General features: G+C 71.9%; 15 protein-coding genes. 13 read left to right on the forward strand and 2 right to left on the reverse strand.

The window, feature by feature from the left end; translation table 11 throughout:
• The first annotated feature begins 146 nt into the window (after positions 1-146).
• From WME89_RS42115 to WME89_RS42125, 3 genes are all read left to right on the forward strand, one after another.
• Positions 147-401: a hypothetical protein gene (locus WME89_RS42115; protein WP_438005225.1), complete on the forward strand. Its 255-nt coding sequence runs from the start codon at positions 147-149 to the stop codon at positions 399-401.
• Positions 402-1,427: 1,026 nt separating this feature from the next.
• Positions 1,428-2,204 carry a hypothetical protein gene (locus WME89_RS42120; protein ID WP_438005226.1) on the forward strand — a complete coding sequence of 259 codons (777 nt, stop codon included), beginning with the start codon at positions 1,428-1,430 and terminating at the stop codon, positions 2,202-2,204.
• Positions 2,201-2,743 carry a hypothetical protein gene (locus WME89_RS42125; protein WP_438005227.1) on the forward strand — a complete coding sequence of 181 codons (543 nt, stop codon included), beginning with the start codon at positions 2,201-2,203 and terminating at the stop codon, positions 2,741-2,743. Before WME89_RS42120 ends, WME89_RS42125 begins: the two co-directional genes overlap by 4 nt.
• A 1,116-nt stretch (positions 2,744-3,859) precedes the next feature.
• Here the strand turns inward: WME89_RS42125 and WME89_RS42130 are convergent.
• Both WME89_RS42130 and WME89_RS42135 read right to left on the reverse strand, forming a co-directional pair.
• On the reverse strand, positions 3,860-4,141 hold the full coding sequence (locus WME89_RS42130; protein WP_438005228.1) for a cupin domain-containing protein: 282 nt from the start codon (positions 4,139-4,141) through the stop codon (positions 3,860-3,862).
• Between the two features lie 73 nt (positions 4,142-4,214).
• Complete coding sequence (locus tag WME89_RS42135; RefSeq protein WP_438005229.1) at positions 4,215-5,117, reverse strand: nucleotidyltransferase domain-containing protein; 903 nt, start codon at positions 5,115-5,117, stop codon at positions 4,215-4,217.
• Between the two features lie 114 nt (positions 5,118-5,231).
• On the opposite strand from WME89_RS42135, the gene aroA reads away from it, so the two are divergent.
• The 10 genes from aroA to WME89_RS42185 all read left to right on the forward strand — a co-directional run bounded on the left by aroA (position 5,232) and on the right by WME89_RS42185 (position 16,878).
• Positions 5,232-6,605 carry a 3-phosphoshikimate 1-carboxyvinyltransferase gene (aroA, locus tag WME89_RS42140; RefSeq protein ID WP_438005230.1) on the forward strand — a complete coding sequence of 458 codons (1,374 nt, stop codon included), beginning with the start codon at positions 5,232-5,234 and terminating at the stop codon, positions 6,603-6,605.
• Between the two features lie 32 nt (positions 6,606-6,637).
• Positions 6,638-7,444 (forward strand): (d)CMP kinase, encoded by an 807-nt coding sequence (gene cmk / locus WME89_RS42145; protein ID WP_438005231.1) that lies wholly within the window; start codon positions 6,638-6,640, stop codon positions 7,442-7,444.
• Positions 7,428-8,417, forward strand: coding sequence for a hypothetical protein (locus WME89_RS42150; protein WP_438005232.1), 990 nt, complete (start codon positions 7,428-7,430; stop codon positions 8,415-8,417). The genes cmk and WME89_RS42150 overlap by 17 nt, the downstream gene beginning before the upstream one ends.
• Before the next feature lie 208 nt (positions 8,418-8,625).
• A complete protein-coding gene (locus WME89_RS42155) occupies positions 8,626-9,750 on the forward strand; it encodes a hypothetical protein (protein ID WP_438005233.1) in 1,125 nt (374 codons plus the stop codon).
• A 239-nt stretch (positions 9,751-9,989) separates the two neighbouring features.
• Entirely contained in the window at positions 9,990-11,723 is a 1,734-nt protein-coding gene (locus WME89_RS42160) for a 30S ribosomal protein S1 (RefSeq protein ID WP_438005234.1), read from the forward strand.
• 185 nt (positions 11,724-11,908) lie between these two features.
• Positions 11,909-12,580, forward strand: coding sequence for a hypothetical protein (locus WME89_RS42165; protein ID WP_438005235.1), 672 nt, complete (start codon positions 11,909-11,911; stop codon positions 12,578-12,580).
• A gap of 176 nt (positions 12,581-12,756) precedes the next feature.
• Complete coding sequence (locus WME89_RS42170; RefSeq protein ID WP_437620446.1) at positions 12,757-13,308, forward strand: HIT family protein; 552 nt, start codon at positions 12,757-12,759, stop codon at positions 13,306-13,308.
• On the forward strand, positions 13,305-14,759 hold the full coding sequence (locus WME89_RS42175) for an AI-2E family transporter (protein ID WP_438005236.1): 1,455 nt from the start codon (positions 13,305-13,307) through the stop codon (positions 14,757-14,759). The genes WME89_RS42170 and WME89_RS42175 overlap by 4 nt, the downstream gene beginning before the upstream one ends.
• A gap of 119 nt (positions 14,760-14,878) precedes the next feature.
• The gene (locus tag WME89_RS42180) at positions 14,879-15,826 is read left to right on the forward strand and encodes a hypothetical protein (RefSeq protein WP_438005237.1); all 948 of its coding nucleotides are present in this window, start codon (positions 14,879-14,881) and stop codon (positions 15,824-15,826) included.
• A gap of 110 nt (positions 15,827-15,936) precedes the next feature.
• On the forward strand, positions 15,937-16,878 hold the full coding sequence (locus WME89_RS42185) for a hypothetical protein (RefSeq protein ID WP_438005238.1): 942 nt from the start codon (positions 15,937-15,939) through the stop codon (positions 16,876-16,878).
• Positions 16,879-16,906: the final 28 nt, after the last annotated feature.

Below are 16,906 nucleotides of genomic sequence, written 5' to 3' on the forward strand. Positions count from 1 at the left end.
CACGGCCCCCATTTGCCGCCCGCGGACGCATTCCAGTTCGCGACCCAAAATTCTCATCATCCAGCGGCTGGTGTGCTCGCGCTGGAGAACCGCGCCCCACCAGAGCGGCGGCTCGTCGCGGCAGCGCTGCCTGCCTCGACAATTGCATGGGCGACTCGACAAGCTCCCTACAGGAGCTCTCCTGCGGCGCCGCGTGCGACGTGAGCTGCCTGGCCGAGTGCAGCGCGGAGGCCGCGGTCCCTTGCGAGGTCGAGCGCCAGGAGGAGCTGCTTCCCGATCTGCGCGCGTCGTGCGCGGCGGACATCGACACGAACGTCACGCTGTTCTGTGACGATACGGAGATCGAAGGCGTCGAGGACAGGGTGGCTTGCGTCGATGCCCTGCTCGCGATCCGAGAGTAGCGCGGACGCGAGCGCGATGCCCTGGGAGGTGGCGCGCCGCGCTCTGGGAGTGCGCGCGGGCCGGCCCCCTCACTCGCTAACGGCCGCAACGGTAGCCGCGCGGAGTTCGGCGAGGTGGCCCCACCTGCGCCACCGAGCGGCGAGCTCGACGTCATCGAGGTGGACGCCGGCGCGCGGGGCCGCCGTCGATGTCCGACTGGGCGAGGGTGCGCAGCAGGTCGCGTAGGTCGAGGAGGACACGTCGGGTTCTGGTGACTCGCCGTTCGCCGACCATTTGGTTGACGAACACTCCAGCCGCGTAACCGCGTGCGCACCAGCGGACGCTCGGGACGGCTCGACCCCCATCCGTTGCGGTTTCGTGGCAGATTTTCTCTTTGACGCCCAACCCGCGGCCAGACTATTGGCCCGCGGTTCTCAGCGCGCATCGTGCGCAGCGGCCAAAGGTTTTCACCCGGGGAGAGACGGTGAGGGCGTCACAGCGACGGATCTCATGGGCAGCAGGGGTTGTCCTCCCGCTCCTTGCTGTTCCGGCGCCCGTAGAAGCGTACGAGCTGAGCGCCGGTGTGAGCCTCGGGTGGCTCCAGGCCGGTACCGTTCCGCGCCTCGCGGTGGGACCGCACGCGGGCATCTCGTGGCCCATCCAGCCAGACATCCTGTTCACGGTGCACGACCTGTGCACGATCCTGCCCCCGAGCCAGTGTGCACGATCCTGCCCCCGAGCCAGGAGGACGGGCCCGGGGTCTACAACCAGACCTCGGTTGACATCGGGTACGCGTGGAAGGACGGCAACGTCAGCGCGGGGCCCTCGGTCGCGCTCTACGTCATGCCGGCGTGTGGCATCACCTTGTGCGGCCGCGTCGGTGGCTTGGCCGTAGGCGGCCACGTGCAGACCAACGCGTACGTTGCTGGACCGCTGGGGGTGTCGGTGAGCGCCAATGTGGATTGGGTCGGTCGGGGCAGTCTCGTGATGCCGGGCTATGTGTCCGTCGTCGTTGTTGCTGGTCCTGTGCTTCGATGGAGTGCCAAATGAACGCGAGAATAGTACTGTTATTGATCGTGCCCATATTGGTTTGGGCGCTGGCGGCGTGCAACTGGACGATAGGAGACTGCTACCCTGTCGGGGAAAGAACGTCGGGTGCAGGTGCCGGTCCAGGCTCGGAGCCCCGCCCGGTCTACACCTCCGCCGGATCCGGGGACTTCGGGGCGGAGCCGCCGGACGGCCCGAACGACGGCAGCGAGCACAAGCTCGCGTGCAACGAGTGGGAGCTCGAAGACGAAGAGGAGAGACCGAGCGACATCCCGGAGACCACAACATACAGCCCGGAGAGTCCGCGAGACCAGTGCCCCGGATTCGGCGACATAGCCGGAAGCGGAGCAACCTTCTTGACCTGTAGCGGTGCATGCAGCTCGAAATGTCCGAAGCCTGGAATGGCCCACTTTGTATGGGTGAACTTCGAGACATCGGATTTCCCGTTTGTTACCACTGTCCAGGATGACGGAAAGGGTAAGGCCGGAGGGTACCAACAGGCTAAGGCAAACCTGAAGTTCGAGCATCGTTTTCCAGGCGGTACCACCGAGTGGTACTGTTCTCTCACCATCAAGATGCCGCTCCGGACTGAGTTGATGGGGATAATTGATGCACTCCGTGCTGCCGAAATCAGCGAAGAGATTACGGAGGAGGTCGGACAGCTCATGGACTACAATCTTCCGCCGGGGATCTTCTGTCACAGGTTTCGCCTCGGTGTGGAGGCTGCGTTCAAGCTAAAATATCAGGGGCTCGGCGCCTCGGTGACGCATCCATGAAAATAGCTCGCTCCGAGCTGCTCGACGTCGTCTACCGCTTCTACCCGCGGGGCATACATTGCTTCGAGCGCGTCCACGTACCTCCCAACGAGCCCTTCTACGGCGACACGGAGGAGCACCGCCGCCTGGTGGAAGCCGCAAACCGCGGGCGAGCGGAGTACCCGACGTGGGAAGCGATGATCCGCCGACTGGGGGACCGATACGGCCTTCAAAACGAGTCGCTCAACCTACTGACGGGGGGAAGTGAGCCGGCGTACTCGGCACGCATCTGGCTCACCGACGAAACGGCGCTCAGCTTCCACATATCCCTGCTTGGGCCATACTACGGGATCCACCTCCCCGGCATCCCCGAGGAGGAGCCGGTGGCGCGCGAGATCACTGGGGAGATCGAGGCCACGTACCCCGGCTACCAGACGATCCCCGTAGAGCTTGGCAATGAGGTGGTGCCAGACGTGTCGATGGATTGGGCGTTCATGGGCGAGGCGACGATCTACGTGTGCCTCTTCTCGCGTGTCTGGACTTGGGTGGATCCGGTGTAGCCCTTCCCTGGCGGCCGCCGTGCACGTGGCTGAGCTCGTGCGCTTCGTCTTCGGAAGCGCTCGCGGGGAGCTCGGCGGCGCTCCGCCGCCGCGGCGCGACCGTGGCGATGCGCGCCGGGGGACCTCGGGCGGCTCGCACCGGCAGGGGATCCTCTCCTCCAGGTAGAAGCGCCGCGGGAGGTCGGGGCTGGCGCCGTCCACCTGTCGCGCTCGGCAACATCGCCAGCATGCTCCTCGAGCGCGGGCTCGGCGCCGCGGCCTGGAGCGGCCGCGGGCCGGCGCGCTGCCGGCAAGGAGCTCGAGGTGAGCTCGGAGGCCTCCCCTCCGCAGCGGCGCGTTCGTGGCGGCGCGCCGGAGGGGAGCTCGGGCGGCCCGCACCTCCCGCCACGAAGCAAGGCCACGATGCCCGCCCGGGCCTCCTCGGCCGGCTCCGCCGCCAGTCCGCACGGGCCGACCGGCGCGATCGCAAGGCCGGCGCCGAGGGCGCAGCTGAACCCGCGCCGGCCAGCGACGCCGTGGCGCCCGGAGACGCCGACGATAACGACGATGATGACGATCCGTTCGACGGCGCCTGAGCCGGTCGCTCCTGACCCCACACCACGACGGGTCCCCCGCGCTGGGGCCCGACGCAAGACATCTTGCTCGATCAGCCGCCCTCCACCCCACGAAAGTAAGACATCTTTCTTTTTTCACCGCATGCAGGCCGCTTCACGGCTGTCCAGTCGCGCGGAACGGGTGTCAGGCGACCACACGGGTAAGATGCCTCACCGCCAAGCGCCTCCAGGCAGCAATCCACAGTAAGATTAATTACATCAAAGCGCCGCCGGCCGGCAGTCCCGCGTAAGATGACTCACATCAAAGCGCCACCGGGCGGCGATTGCGGGTAGTTGACTTGCGCCAGGCGCCATCGGGCGGCGATCTCAGGTAAGTCATCTTACTTCGAACCGCCGCCGGGCAGCGAGCGCCGACAGTCAGCTTGCGCCAGAGCGCCGCCGGGCGGCGCTCGCCGCCCGTCAGCTCGCGCCGAGGCGCCGCACGGCGGCGATCGCGCCCAGCGCGCTTGCGCCGCGGGCTCGAGGCTCCCCCTCGGCCCCCGCCTCGGCCCCGCGGCCCCGATCAGCCGAAGCGGTAGTGCTTGCGCACCGGCAAGCGGACCTCCCACGTACAGCTCAGCCCCGCGGGGAACGTCACCAGATCCCCCGCCTGGATGCGCACCGGCGCGCCGCCGCCCTCGGCGGGCGTCACGACCACGTCGCCCTCGAGCAGGTAGCAGGTCTCCGGCTCGTCGTAGTGCCAGGAGAAGGTCGACACCTCCTTCGTCCAGATGGGCCAGCCGCGCGCCCCGAGCTTGTCCAGCTGCTCCTCCGACGGACCGTGCTCCAGCTTGATCGACTCCATGGCTCCCCCGTCCTCGCGCGATGTGCCTCCAGGCCCGCCCCCGCGGCGTCCTCAGCCACCGTCCCGGCCGATGCTAGCAGCTCGGCTCGCCCTGGCGGCACAGGTCGCGCGTCTCGCGCGCGAGCGCCTCCATGCGCCCGAGGCTCTCGAGCAGCGCGTCGGCGTCGAGGCCCGGCGCCGAGAGCGTCGCCTCCACCCGGTCGGCGAAGCGCTCGGGGCACCGCGGCAGCGACCGCGTCCTCTGCACGGCGCCCTTCTCGTTGGAGAGGTAGCGCTCGTTCAGCGCGAAGAGCGCCTGCACCAGGCTGGCCGCGGCGCGGAAGAGACACCCGCTCACGTACAGCACATCGCCGCGCCTCCCCGCCTTGTGCGCCGTGTCGAGCGCGAAGCCGGCCTCCCACAGGAACCTGTCGATGACCGCCCGCCGCAGGGCCGGCGGATAGGGCGCCGCGAGCGCCTTCAGCGGACCGAGCGCGCCCCGCGGGTCGAAGAGCGGCCGGCAGTCGTGGACCTCGGCCAGGTAGATGTGGTTGAGGAAGCCGTGAGGGTGCCCGGGCTGGTAGTCGCACGTCACCTGCCCCGCGCGGCACGCCTCGATCACGCGCCGCACCTGGGCGAGATCGCGGTAGAGCCAGTCGACCCGGCGCCCCTCGATCTCCAGCCACGCGCCCCCGTTGATCCACGGTCCCCAGGCGCCGATCGGCGTCACGACATCGTCGGGGACATTGCCGTGGAGCTCCCGCGCGAGCGGCGCCACGGCGTCCTCGGCGCCGCCCGCGCAGAGCTCCCGCGCGAGCGCGCGCAGCGCCGCGAGGTCGGGCGGGCGCTCCGGCTCGTAATAGATGCCCAGATCGATGTCCGAGTCCGGGTGGCCCGCCCCGCGGGAGAGCGACCCACCCAGCACGACCGCCGCCACGCCCGGGACCGCGCCGAGCCGGGCCGCCACACGCGCCGCCACGTCCAGTGCCTCGTTCACGCCGCCTCCTGTCTCCATGTCGATCCGCTCGATCCGCCGCGAGGCGCCGACCGTAGCACCAAGGCGCGTCCCCTTCGCTGTGCCTGCCGCCGCCGTTCTGCTAAACGGCAACGCGTGCCCGACCTGATCGTCCACCCGGCGGAGCGGCCGCTCATCGGGAGCGTGCCGGTCCCTGCGGACAAGAGCATCGCCCACCGGGCGCTCCTCCTCGCCGGGCTCGCCACCGGGCGCAGCCGCATCCAGGGCGGGATGCAGGGCGGCGACATCCGCTCGACCGTGAGCGCGCTGCGCGCCCTGGGCGTACCCGTCGACGAGCCGACCCCCGGCGAGCTCATCGTCGAGGGCGCCGGGCTCTCCGGCCTGCGCGCCCCGGACGGCCCCATCGACTGCGGCAACTCCGGCACCACGATGCGGCTCCTGTCGGGCATCCTCGTCGCCCAGCGCTTCGCCGCGCGGCTCACCGGCGACGCCTCGCTCTCGCGCCGCCCCATGGAGCGCGTCGCGAAGCCGCTCCGGCTCCGCGGCGGGCGCATCGAGGGGCAGCTCGACCCGCGCAAGATCGGCGAGCTCACGGCGCCGCTCGACATCGGGCCGCTGCCAGAGCCGCACGTGCTCTCGTCGATCGAGTACGAGCTCCCCGTCTCCTGCGACCAGGTGAAGAGCGCCCTCCTCCTCTCCGGCCTCTTCGCCGACGGCCCCACCTTCGTGCGCGAGCCGCTCGTCTCGCGCGACCACACCGAGCGCATGCTCACCGCGCTCGGCGCGCCGATCGACTCGGTCGGCGCGATGGTCTGCCTCGACGCGCTCCGCTTCTCCGGCGCGCTGCCGGCCTTCGAGATCGACGTGCCCGGCGACCTCTCCGCGGCCGCGTTCCTGCTCGCCGCCGCCCAGCTCGTGCCGGGCAGCCGCGTGACGGTGCGGCGCGTGGGCCTCAACCCCACGCGCGCCGGCCTGCTCGAGGTGCTGCGCGACATGGACAGCCCCATCGCCGTCGAGATCAAGGGCGAGGCCCTCGGCGAGCCGACCGGCGACCTGCACGTCGCCTTCAACGCCGGCGCCGGCCTGCGCGGCGGGCGCGCCGGCGGCGAGCTCGCGTCGCGCGCCATGGACGAGCTGCCGATCCTGCTCGGCCTCGGCGCGCGGGCGCGCGGGATCACCGAGGTGTTCGACGCGAGGGAGCTCCGCGTGCAGGAGACCGACCGGATCGCGGCGATGGCGTCGGTGCTGGGCGCCTTCGGCCTGCGCTGCGAGGAGCGGACCGACGGGCTCCTCGTCGAGGGCAGGCCCGACCGGCCGCTCGACGCCGCCGACGTCGACAGCCGCGGCGATCACCGCATCGCGATGACGGCCGCCGTGCTCGGGCTCGCCGCGAGCGGGCCCACGCGCGTGCGCGACGCGGGCTGCATCGCGACGAGCTTCCCCCTCTTCGTCGGGACGCTGCGCGCCCTGGGCGCGCGCATCGAGGTCGAGGGGGCCCGCGCAGCGTGAGCGAGGGGGCGACGGAGCGAGGAGGAGCGCAGGTGACGGAACGGCAGAGACAGGACGACGCGCGCCACCTCTCGGCCCCGGGCGACGGCCGGCGGCTGCGCGTCGCCATCGACGGGCCGGCGGGCGCCGGCAAGGGCACCGTCGCGCGGGGGCTCGCCGAGCGGCTCGGCTACCTCCTCGTCGACACGGGCGCGCTCTACCGCGCCGTCGCGCTCGCGGTCCACCGCGTGGGCCTCGCGTGGGACGAGAGCGGCGCGATCGGCGCGCTCGCCGAGGATCTCGCCAGCGGCGGGCGCATCGCGCTCGAGCGGAGCGCGGCCCCCGCGTCCGCGCCCGGCGCGGCGCTGGACGACAGCCCGGCCCAGTCGAGCGTCGGGGGCAGCGGCATGCGGGTGCTGCTCGACGGCGAGGACGTCTCCAGCGCGATCCGCGCGCCCGAGATCAGCCTCGGGGCGAGCCGGGTCTCCGCCATCCCCGCGGTGCGCAAGGCGCTGCTCGCGATGCAGCGGCAGGCCGGCGCGGTGGGCGGGGTCGTGCTCGAGGGGCGCGACATCGGCACCGTCGTGTTCCCGGACGCCGAGGTGAAGTTCTTCCTCACGGCGCCGGCCGAGATCCGCGCCAAGCGGCGGTACGACGAGCTCGTCGCGCGCGGCATGGCCGTCAGCTTCGAGGCGACGCTCTCCGACGTGCTCCGCCGCGACAAGGCCGACAGCGAGCGCGCCGTCGCGCCGCTCCGCAAGGCCGACGACGCGATCCTCGTCGACTCCGGCCACCGGAGCCCGCAGGAGATCATCGACGAGATGGCGACGCTCGTGGAGGTCCGTGCGCGCGGCGGCTGAGGTCCGCGCCCGCGCCGCCGCCGCCGCCGCCGCCCCCGCCCTGATTGCGCTCGCGCTCGCGCTCCCGGCCTGCGGGGACGCCGCGCCGGGGCTCGCCGGCGAGCGCGGCGCGAGGAGCGCCGCCGGCCCGCGGATCGTCCGGCGCGTCGAGCCGGCCGACCTCATCCCGGCCGACCTCGATCTCGTGGTGCGCGTCGACGTCGCCCGCATGCGCGCCGGCCTGGGCCAGGCGGCCGCGGACGAGCTCGCGCGGCGCGCGCTCGACGAGGCGCCCGACGAGGTGCTGGAGAGCGCCCTCCGCCGCGCGGACGTCGTCTGGCTCGGCCTGCGGCTCGCCGATCTCGAGGAGGGCGACCGCGTCGTCGTCCTCGAGGGCCGCATGGCCGGGCTCGCGCCCGATCCCGATCGCTGGGAGGCGGCGCCGCCCCCGTTCGGCGGCGTCGCCGTCTTCGACCGCCGCGGCGACGTGGACACGCGCGCGGAAGCGGCGCGGATCATCGCGCTCGGCGATCGCGCCGTCGCGCTCGTGTCCGCGGTCGAGGTGAGCAGCGTCGCGCGCGTCCTGCGCGACGGCCCCGACGCGCGCCGCGGCGACCCCTCCGCCGAGGGGCTCGTGAGCCTCGACCTGCGCGCGCGCCGGCTGCCCATCCACCTCGCGCGGCGCTTCCCCTCGCTCGGCGCGCTCGTCGCCGGCGTCGAGCGCGTCCGCGCCGTGGCGTCCCTCGACGACGAGGGCGTGCGGCTCGACGCGGAGCTCGTCGGCGTCGACCCCGCCGGCGCCGCGCGCGCGCGCCGGTTCATCGAGGTGCTCCGCGACAACGTCGAGGACGCCCGCTACGCCGGCCTCATGAAGGCGCTCTCGGTCGAGCAGGTGGAGCGCGCCGTGCGGCTCCGCTGGCTCATCCCTGCGCCCCTCGTGCTCGCCCTGCTGTCCCGGCGCCCCGCGGCCGAGCCGGCGCCCGACGCGCCGTAGTCATACTTACCTGTTGGCTTGTCGAGTCATCCGGCCGTCCCGGCGCTCTCCCGGCTGAACCCGAGGCTCGACACGTAGTAGTTATTTTTACTTGTCGAGTCATCCGGCCGTCCCGGCGCTCTCCCGGCTGAACCCGAGGCTCGACACGTAGTAGTTATTTTACTTGTTCTAGTCATCCGGCCGTCCCGGCGCTCCCCCGGCTGAACCGATGCCCGACACCCTGATCGAAGAAGAAGAGCCGATCCGCCCCACCGTGACCGACGACCCCGCGGCGCCCGCGCCTGCCCCCGGCGGCGACCCCGCCGAGGCGGGCCCCGGCGAGCGCCCGCCCGACGAGCGCCCGCCCGCCGCCCCGCCGCGCCCGGGCCCGCCGCGGGCGGCCGCGTGCCTCCTCGCGGCGATCGCGCTCCTCGCGCTGCTCGCCGGCGCCGCGCTCGGGGTCTACTTCTTCTTCTGGCGCTACGAGCCGACGGCCCGGCGCCACATCCCGGGCGACGCGAACATCGTGATCCGCCTCGAGACCGCCGAGCTCGCGCTCTTCGGCCCCGTGCGCCAGCACTTCCTCCCGCTGCTCGACGAGTCGCCCTCGGGCGCGTCGCGCAAGGCGCGCCTCGAGGCCGCCACCGGCCTGGATTTCCCCTCGGACCTGCGCGAGATCGTGGTCGCCTCGACCGACGCCACGAGCTGGGTCGCGCTCGCGGGCGGGCGCATCCCGAAGGACCGGTTCGTCGCCGGCATGGAGAAGGTCGCCCGCGACGAGGGCTGGGAAGGCTGGCGCCGCGAGGGCGATCTCCTCATCGTCGACGGCACGCTCACGCGCCCGCGCGCCGTGATCGGCCAGGCCGACGACGGCACGATCGTCCTCGGCACGGACGTCGAGATCGTGAACGCCGCGCTGCCCGCGTCGGACGAGTGGCAGCGGCTCGATCTGCCCGAGCAGGGCCCGGTCACCTTCGCGCTGACGAGCGTCGCGTGGTCCGGCGCCGCCGGCGTGGTCTCCTCCGTGCTGCCGCGGGCCGGAGCGCTGTTCCGCCGCGTCGATCACGCCTCGGGCGCCCTCACCCTCGGCGCGGAGCCCGCGCTCGCGATGCGCCTCGCGCCCGCTTCGGGCGAGGCCGCGGCGGCGCTCGCCGCGGACACCCAGGCGCTGCTCGGCAGCCTCAAGCTCGCGCTCGCCGTGCTCCCCGACGTCGCCGGCGCCAGGGACGCGCTCGAGGGAGCCCAGGCCCTCGCGCAGGGCGACCGGGTCGAGATCCAGACGAGGTGGCCCTACGAGGGCCTCGATCGCGCCTGCGCAGACCTCGCACAGCGCGTCGAGCGCGCCGCGCCCTAAAGCGCCCCCTTGAGCCGGCGAGCTCGTCGTTTCTCAGGGAAACGACAAAAACCTCCCGTGGCTCGGTCGTTGCATTGACAGAGGCCCCTCCTCAGACTACAGGCTCGCGTCTCCCGAGGGGCCGGGTGCATCGGTACGCGTGCGCCTGCCCCTCCGTCGCTCGTGCGTGGCACCATGGGTCCACGCCTACGCCCGCAGCGGCGAATCCCAGGGAAGGAAAGGAACCAAGAACGAACAACATGACTAGTAACATCCAAGTGGAGGCTGGCTCGTCCGGGGCGAGCATGGAGAGCTTTGCCGCGCTCTTCGAACAGAGCGTGGAGGGGGGCGATTTCGCGCGTGAAGGAGAGATCATCTCCGGCACCGTGGTCGCAGTGAACCGCGACTCTGTCGTGGTCGACATCGGCGGCAAGAGCGAGGGCGTCATCGCGCTCCGAGAGTTCTCGGACGCCGGGGGCCAGGCCGCCGTCAAGGCGGGCGACAAGGTCGACGTCTACATCGAGAGCCGCGAGAACGACGACGGCCTCGTCACCTTGTCGAAGGAGAAGGCCGACAAGATGAAGGTCTGGGATGAGATCTCGAACGCCTGCGAGGCGGACGAGCTCATCGAGGGCACGATCAGCCAGCGCGTGAAGGGCGGCCTCTCGGTCACCATCCGCGGCGGCGTGAAGGCCTTCCTCCCGGGCTCTCAGGTCGACCTCCGCCCGATCCGCAACTTGGACAAGCTGATCGGCCAGACCTACAAGTTCAAGGTCATCAAGTTCAACAAGAAGCGCGGCAACATCGTGCTCTCGCGGCGCGTTCTCCTCGAGCGCGAGCGCGACGAGATGAAGGCCAAGACGCTCGAGACGTTGACCGAAGGGATGACCGTCAAGGGGACCATCAAGAACATCACCGAGTACGGCGCGTTCGTCGACCTCGGCGGTATCGATGGCCTCCTGCACATCACGGACATGTCGTGGGGCCGCGTGAACCACCCGAGCGAGGTGTTCCAGGTCGGCGACGAGGTCCTCGTGAAGGTCCTCAAGTACAACGCCGACACCGAGCGCGTCTCCCTGGGCCTGAAGCAGACCCAGGAGGACCCGTGGAACCACGCCGAGGAGGCCTACCCCGCGGGCAAGAAGGTCCGCGGCAAGGTCATGTCGATCACCGACTACGGCGCGTTCGTCGAGCTGGAGCCGGGCGTCGAGGGCCTCATCCACGTCAGCGAGATGAGCTGGACCAAGAAGGTCAAGCACCCGTCGAAGCTGCTCGAGGTGGGCCAGGAGCTCGAGTGCCAGGTGCTCGAGGTCGACGCGCGCGCGAAGCGCATCAGCCTCGGTCTCAAGCAGCTGGAGCCGGATCCGTGGATGCTCTTCACGGACAAGTACCACCCCGGCGACAAGATCGCGGGCAAGGTCCGGTCCCTCACCGACTACGGCGTGTTCGTCGGGATCGAGGAGGGCGTCGACGGCATGGTCCACAAGAGCGATCTCTCGTGGTCGGTGCGCGTCAACAACCCGAGCGACCTGTACCACAAGGGCGACGACGTCGAGGCGATCATCCTCTCGATCAACCACGACGAGAAGAAGGTCTCCCTCGGCATCAAGCAGCTCTGGGATGATCCGTGGCCGAGCATGCTGACGGAGTACCCGCCTGGCCGCGTCATCGACGAGTCCCAGGTGGTGAGCATCGTCGACTACGGCGTGTTCGTGCGGCTGCGCGAGGGCGTCGAGGGCCTGATCTCGCAGAGCGACGTGCAGGAGCCCGAGGAGGGCAAGCTGAAGGTCGGAGACAAGGTCAAGGCCGAGATCTCCTCGCTCGACACGGTCGACCGTCGGCTCTTCCTGACGATGAAGAACATCGGCATGGAGCGCCCCGCGCCGGTCCGGCAGCAGCAGCAGAAGCGCAAGGACGACGACGACAAGCCGGTGGCCGGCACGATCGGCGATCTCATCAAGGAGAAGTTCGGCACCAAGCTGGACCTGAAGTGACGTCGCCCGGCGCGCGGCCTCTCTGAGCGCCGCGCGCCAGGTGCGAACGTCGCCGCGTCAGGTGCGGCGGGTCGCGGCGCCCCGGCGCCGCTCGGCTCGCCGTGTGGACCCGATGTCGTGAGAGGCGAGGCCCTTCCCGGGGCCTCGCCTCTTGCTTTTTCCGCGACGTCACGGACGATGCGGCGATGAGAGGCCTCCTTGCGCGCGCCGCCCTCGCGGCGCCGGTCCTCGCCGCCGTGGCGCTCGGCCCCTCCTCTGCCCGCGCCGACGGCCCCCCCTCCCTCACCGCGGCCGCGCCCCCGCCCCACCCGAGCGGCGCTCCTGCTCGCCCCGCGGCCGCGCCCCCGCCCCACCCGAGCGGCGCTCCTGCTCGCCCCGCGACCGCGTCCCTGGCTCGCCCGAGCGGCGCTCCCGCCCGCGCCACGGCCGCGCCGGCCGCGCCTCAGCCCCGCGTCGGCGGCGCTCCTGCCCGCTCCGCCATCGCGCCCCTCGCCGGCCCTGGCGGCGCACCTGCCCGCGCCTCGGGCGCGCCGCTCCGGCTGGCGTCCACGGCGCAGCCGCTCACGCGCGGCGCCGATCCGTGGTTCGGCGATGACAAGGCGCGCCATTTCTGCGCGTCAATGGTCCTCGCCAGCGGCGGGTACGCGCTCGGCGCGCTCGCGACCGAGGACATCCGCGGACGGATCGCGCTCGGGGCGGCGGTCGCGCTCGGCGCCGGCCTGGCGAAGGAGGCCCTCGACGCCGCCGGGTACGGCACCCCCTCGTTCCGCGACTTCGTCTGGGATGCGCTCGGCACGTCCGCCGGGCTTGGGCTGTCGATCTGGTTCGACCTCGCGGCGACGCCGCTCCAGTTCTGAGGCCCGCGGCAGAGGCCGCGGCGAGCGGGCAACTCCGGCGCGAGGACGGCGCGAGGCCGAGGCGAGGGCGGCGCGAGGGCGGCGCGGGGCCGAGGCGAGGGCGGCGCGGGCGACGCGAGCGCGATGAGCGCGCGGTGGTCCCGCGCGCGTGGCCGCCGTGCTAGCGTCTCCGCGACATGGGTAACCCCCTGTGGGCGCCCTGGCGCATCGAGTACATCCTTGCGCCGAAGGGCCAGGCCGACTGCATCTTCTGCGGCATCCCCCGCGCACCCGAGCAAGAACAGCGCGACCGGCTGGTCGTGGCCACGACCGGCCGCGCGTTTGTCATGCTCAACCGCTACCCGTTCGCGTCCGGGCACCTCCTCGTCGTCCCGCACGCGCACGTCGCCTCGCTCGACGCGCTCGATCCGGCCGACCACGAGGCGCTCTTCCGCCTCGTGCGCGAGTCGGCGACCCGCCTGCGCGCCGCGCTCAAGTGCGAGGGCATGAACATCGGGATCAACCTCGGCACGGCTGCGGGCGCCGGCATTGCCGAGCACCTGCACGTCCACATCGTCCCGCGCTGGCCCGGCGACACCAACTTCATGCCGGTGCTCGCCGACGTCCGCGTCGTCCCGCAGGCGCTCGAGGCGACGCGCGACCACCTGCAGGGCTTCTTCGCCGACCTCCCCGCGTCGCGCATCGACGGCGGCGCCTCGGGCCCGGCCGCGCGCGGCGAGGCCACGTGAGCGAGGGCCTCTCGCGGCGCACCGTGTTCCTGACGGTCAGCGCCGTCCTCACGGTGGCGGTGCTCGTCGTCTCCCACGCGGTGCTGCTCCCCTTCGTGCTCGCGCTCGTCGTGGCGTACGTGCTCACGCCGGCGGTGCTCCGGCTCGAGCGCGCGCGCGTCCCGCGGTGGGCGGCGATCCTCGTCGTCTATGCCCTCGCGGTCTCCGGGATCGCGGGCTTCTTCGCCCTCAGCGTCCCGCGCCTCATCGCCGAGGGGAAGGCGCTCACCGTCGAGGCGCCGCGGCTCGCCGCGCGGCTCCGCGAGGAGTACCTGCCCGCGCTCGACGCGCGGCTCCGCCGCTGGTCGGGCCGCGAGCCCGCCCCGCCGATCGTCGCGCCGCCCGAGGTCGACCCCGACGAGGAGCTCGACGAGCTCACCGCGCCGCCCGACGCCATCGCGCTGCCCCGGGAGGACGATCGCGAGCGCCCGCCCGTCCGCATCACGCCCGGTCCGGACGGCTCCTTCGACGTGCGGATCGCCGACGACATCGAGATCCGCGAGGCGGGCGACGGCGTCTGGCAGATCGCGCAGGCGCGCCCGAAGCACCCGCTGTCCAGCGCGAACATGCTCCAGGAGGGCTACGAGAAGGCGGCCTCCTACCTCAAGGAGAACTCGCTCACGGTCCTCCGGATCGGCCAGGCGATCGCGACCGCCATCTCCCGCGGCATCTTCAACCTCTTCATGACGTTGATGCTCGCCGGGTACATCATCCTGACGCACGAGAAGATCCTCCGCTTCTTCCGCGAGCTCTGGCACCCGGGCTCGCGCGACTCGTTCGATCGGTTCCTCCGCCGGCTCGACCGGGGGCTCTCCGGCGTCGTCCGCGGGCAGCTCCTCATCTGCCTCGTGAACGGCGTCCTCTCGGCGATCGGCTTCTGGCTCTTCGGCCTCAAGTACTGGCCGATCCTCTCGGTCGTCGCGGCCGTGATGTCGCTGATCCCGATCTTCGGCTCGATCCTGAGCTCGATCCCGGCGGTCGCCATCGGCCTCACGCAGTCGTTCGGCACGGCGGTCGGCGTGCTCGCGTGGATCGTGGGCATCCACCAGCTCGAGGCGAACTTCCTGAACCCGAAGATCATCGGCGACTCGGCGAAGATCCACCCGGTCCTCGTGGTGCTCGCGCTCCTCATCGGCGAGCACTTCTTCCAGATCACCGGCGCGCTCTTCGCGGTCCCCTGCCTCTCGATCGCGCAGACGATCTTCCTCCACTTCCGCGAGTCCACGCTCGGCCTCGCCGACCCCACGGCCTCGATCCCGCCCACGCGCGGCGGGCAGTTCGTCACCCCCTCGATCGAGCCGCTCCCGCCGCTGCGCGGCTTCGAGACGGTCCGTCCCGCGGTCACCCCCCTCCCCGCCTCTGGTCCCGAGGGCGAGCCCGGCGCGCGCGGCCCCGACACGGCCGCAGGCTAGCCGCGCCGCCCGACCTCGTCCCTCCCCGGGGCCGGGCAGCGCTGGCCGGGCCCGCGCAAGCCGGCTATGAGACCCCCGCGCCCCGCGAGCAGGAAAGCTCGCCCCACGACCTGGACGAGATGAAGACCCCCGGCAAACCCACCCCGAAGAAGCAGAGCCCCAAGCAGCAGCGCGAGCAGGCCGTCGCCGCGCTCCGCAGCGGCAAGCCGCCGGCCGACCCGCTCGCCCAGCTGAACCCGCGCTCGCTCGCCCTCCGCGTCGGCATCCCGGCGCTCATCATCTGGGCCATCGCCCTGGCGATCCCGGGGCTCTGGCCGAAGGTGGCCGCCGGCGTCCTGACGGTCATCGTCGCGGGCGTGATCCTCTGGGCGCTGCGCTTCGCGACCAAGACGCGCGCCGTCGCCCAGATCGTGCAGACCGCCGACACCGCCGAGGCCCGCAAGGACGCGATCGCCAAGCTCGACACCGACTTCAAGAAGGACGACGCGGCCGCGACCTTCGCGAAGGCGCAGCTCCAGATGCAGGAGGACCCGCGGGCCGCGCTCCGGACGCTGGAGACCATCAACCTCGACAAGGTGATGGCCCCGATGGCCGACGAGGCGCGCGCCCAGCGCGGCATGATCCACCTCATCCTGAGCGAGACGGACGAGGCGCGGGCGCTCGTCGACAAGATCGACATGACCCGCCACAAGGAGCCGAAGATCCGCGCCATGATGGCCGCCATCGTCGGCGAGGCGTGGGCCCGGACCGGCCAGGCCACGAAGGCGGTCGAGCTGCTCGAGACCTTCGACCCGAACGACGAGGCGTTCGCCGAGCTCAAGCCGCAGCTGCTCCGCTCGCGGGCGTTCGCCTACGCGTGGGCGAACAACACGAAGCAGATGAAGAACACCCTGCGGAGCCTGAACGGGCTGAACCCGCAGTACCTGAGCGGCTTCGTCACGAGGAAGAAGAGCCCCATGGGCGTCCCGCCGCGCGGCATCCACCCGATGCTCGAGAAGGAAGCGTTCGAGATGCTGATGCGCTCCGGCGCCGTCCCTCGCAAGATGCAGCAGATGCGGCGCGGCTGAGCGGCGGCCGGGCGAGGCCTGCGTCACGCCGGCGCGCGCGCGGACGTGTCGCCTCGCTGCGGGCGGGCCCTTGACGGGAGGCGCGCCGAGCGGGTCAGATCCGCGACCTGATGAGAGGGACCGCGCTGATCTACAGCTCGCATGGCCGCTGCAACGTCATCCACAACGACTACATCGCGCAGCGCGCCCTGCGCGGGCAGGACAACAAGCGCATCCTGTTCCTGCCGTTCTCGGAGGCGCCCCGCGACGGCAACGAGCTGGAGCGGCAGGAGTTCGCGTACGGCAAGTTCCGCTGGTTCTTCCAGTTCTACGAGCGGTTCGGCCTCGAGCACGTGCCGTTCTACTGGACCAGCGGCCTCCGCAAGGAGGACGTCGACCTCCTCTGGCACCACCTCGCGTGGTCCGAGGTGGTGATCCTCGGCGGCGGCTACAGCACGACGGGGCTCTGGCGCTACAAGCAGCTCGGCGCCCAGTTCGACGGCGAGCCCGGCAAGTTCGGGCGGATCCTGCACGAGCGCCGGCAGCGGGGCCTGCTCACGGTCGGGTTCTCGGCCGGGGCCGATCAGCTCTGCCAGCACCTCTTCCGCCGGGTGTGGGACAGCCCGGGCGACAACGACGGCTTCGGCCTCGCGCGCGACACGCTCGTGACGCTCCACCACGAGCCGAGCCGCAACGGCGATCTCTGGCACGCCGCGAGGCGCATGCCCCACTGCTTCGTGTTCGGGCTCCCGAACGACTCCGGCATCAACGTGGACTGGGGCGTGCTCCCCTCGGGCAACCTCTGGCAGGTCCACGAGCTCATCGTCGACACGACCTGGGACGACCCGGCCGACGCGCTCCACATCAAGACGCGGCAGGGCGCGCTCATCGACCATTTCGACCACACGGGCCGCCACTGGGCGTTCCACGGCGGCGACCACCTCGTGCGGATCACGTCGCAGGACGGCCGCTACGACCGGGCCTGGATGACGGCCGGCGGGCGGCTCCTCGACTACTGGACGCGCGAGCCGAGCGGCCACGGGTCGATCGAGGACATCCTCGCGAGCCACTGAACGCGCGGCTCCAGGGGCAGGCGAGCAT

It is taken from the genome of Sorangium sp. So ce321, from assembly GCF_051530195.1.
Classification (GTDB): domain Bacteria; phylum Myxococcota_A; class Polyangia; order Polyangiales; family Polyangiaceae; genus Sorangium.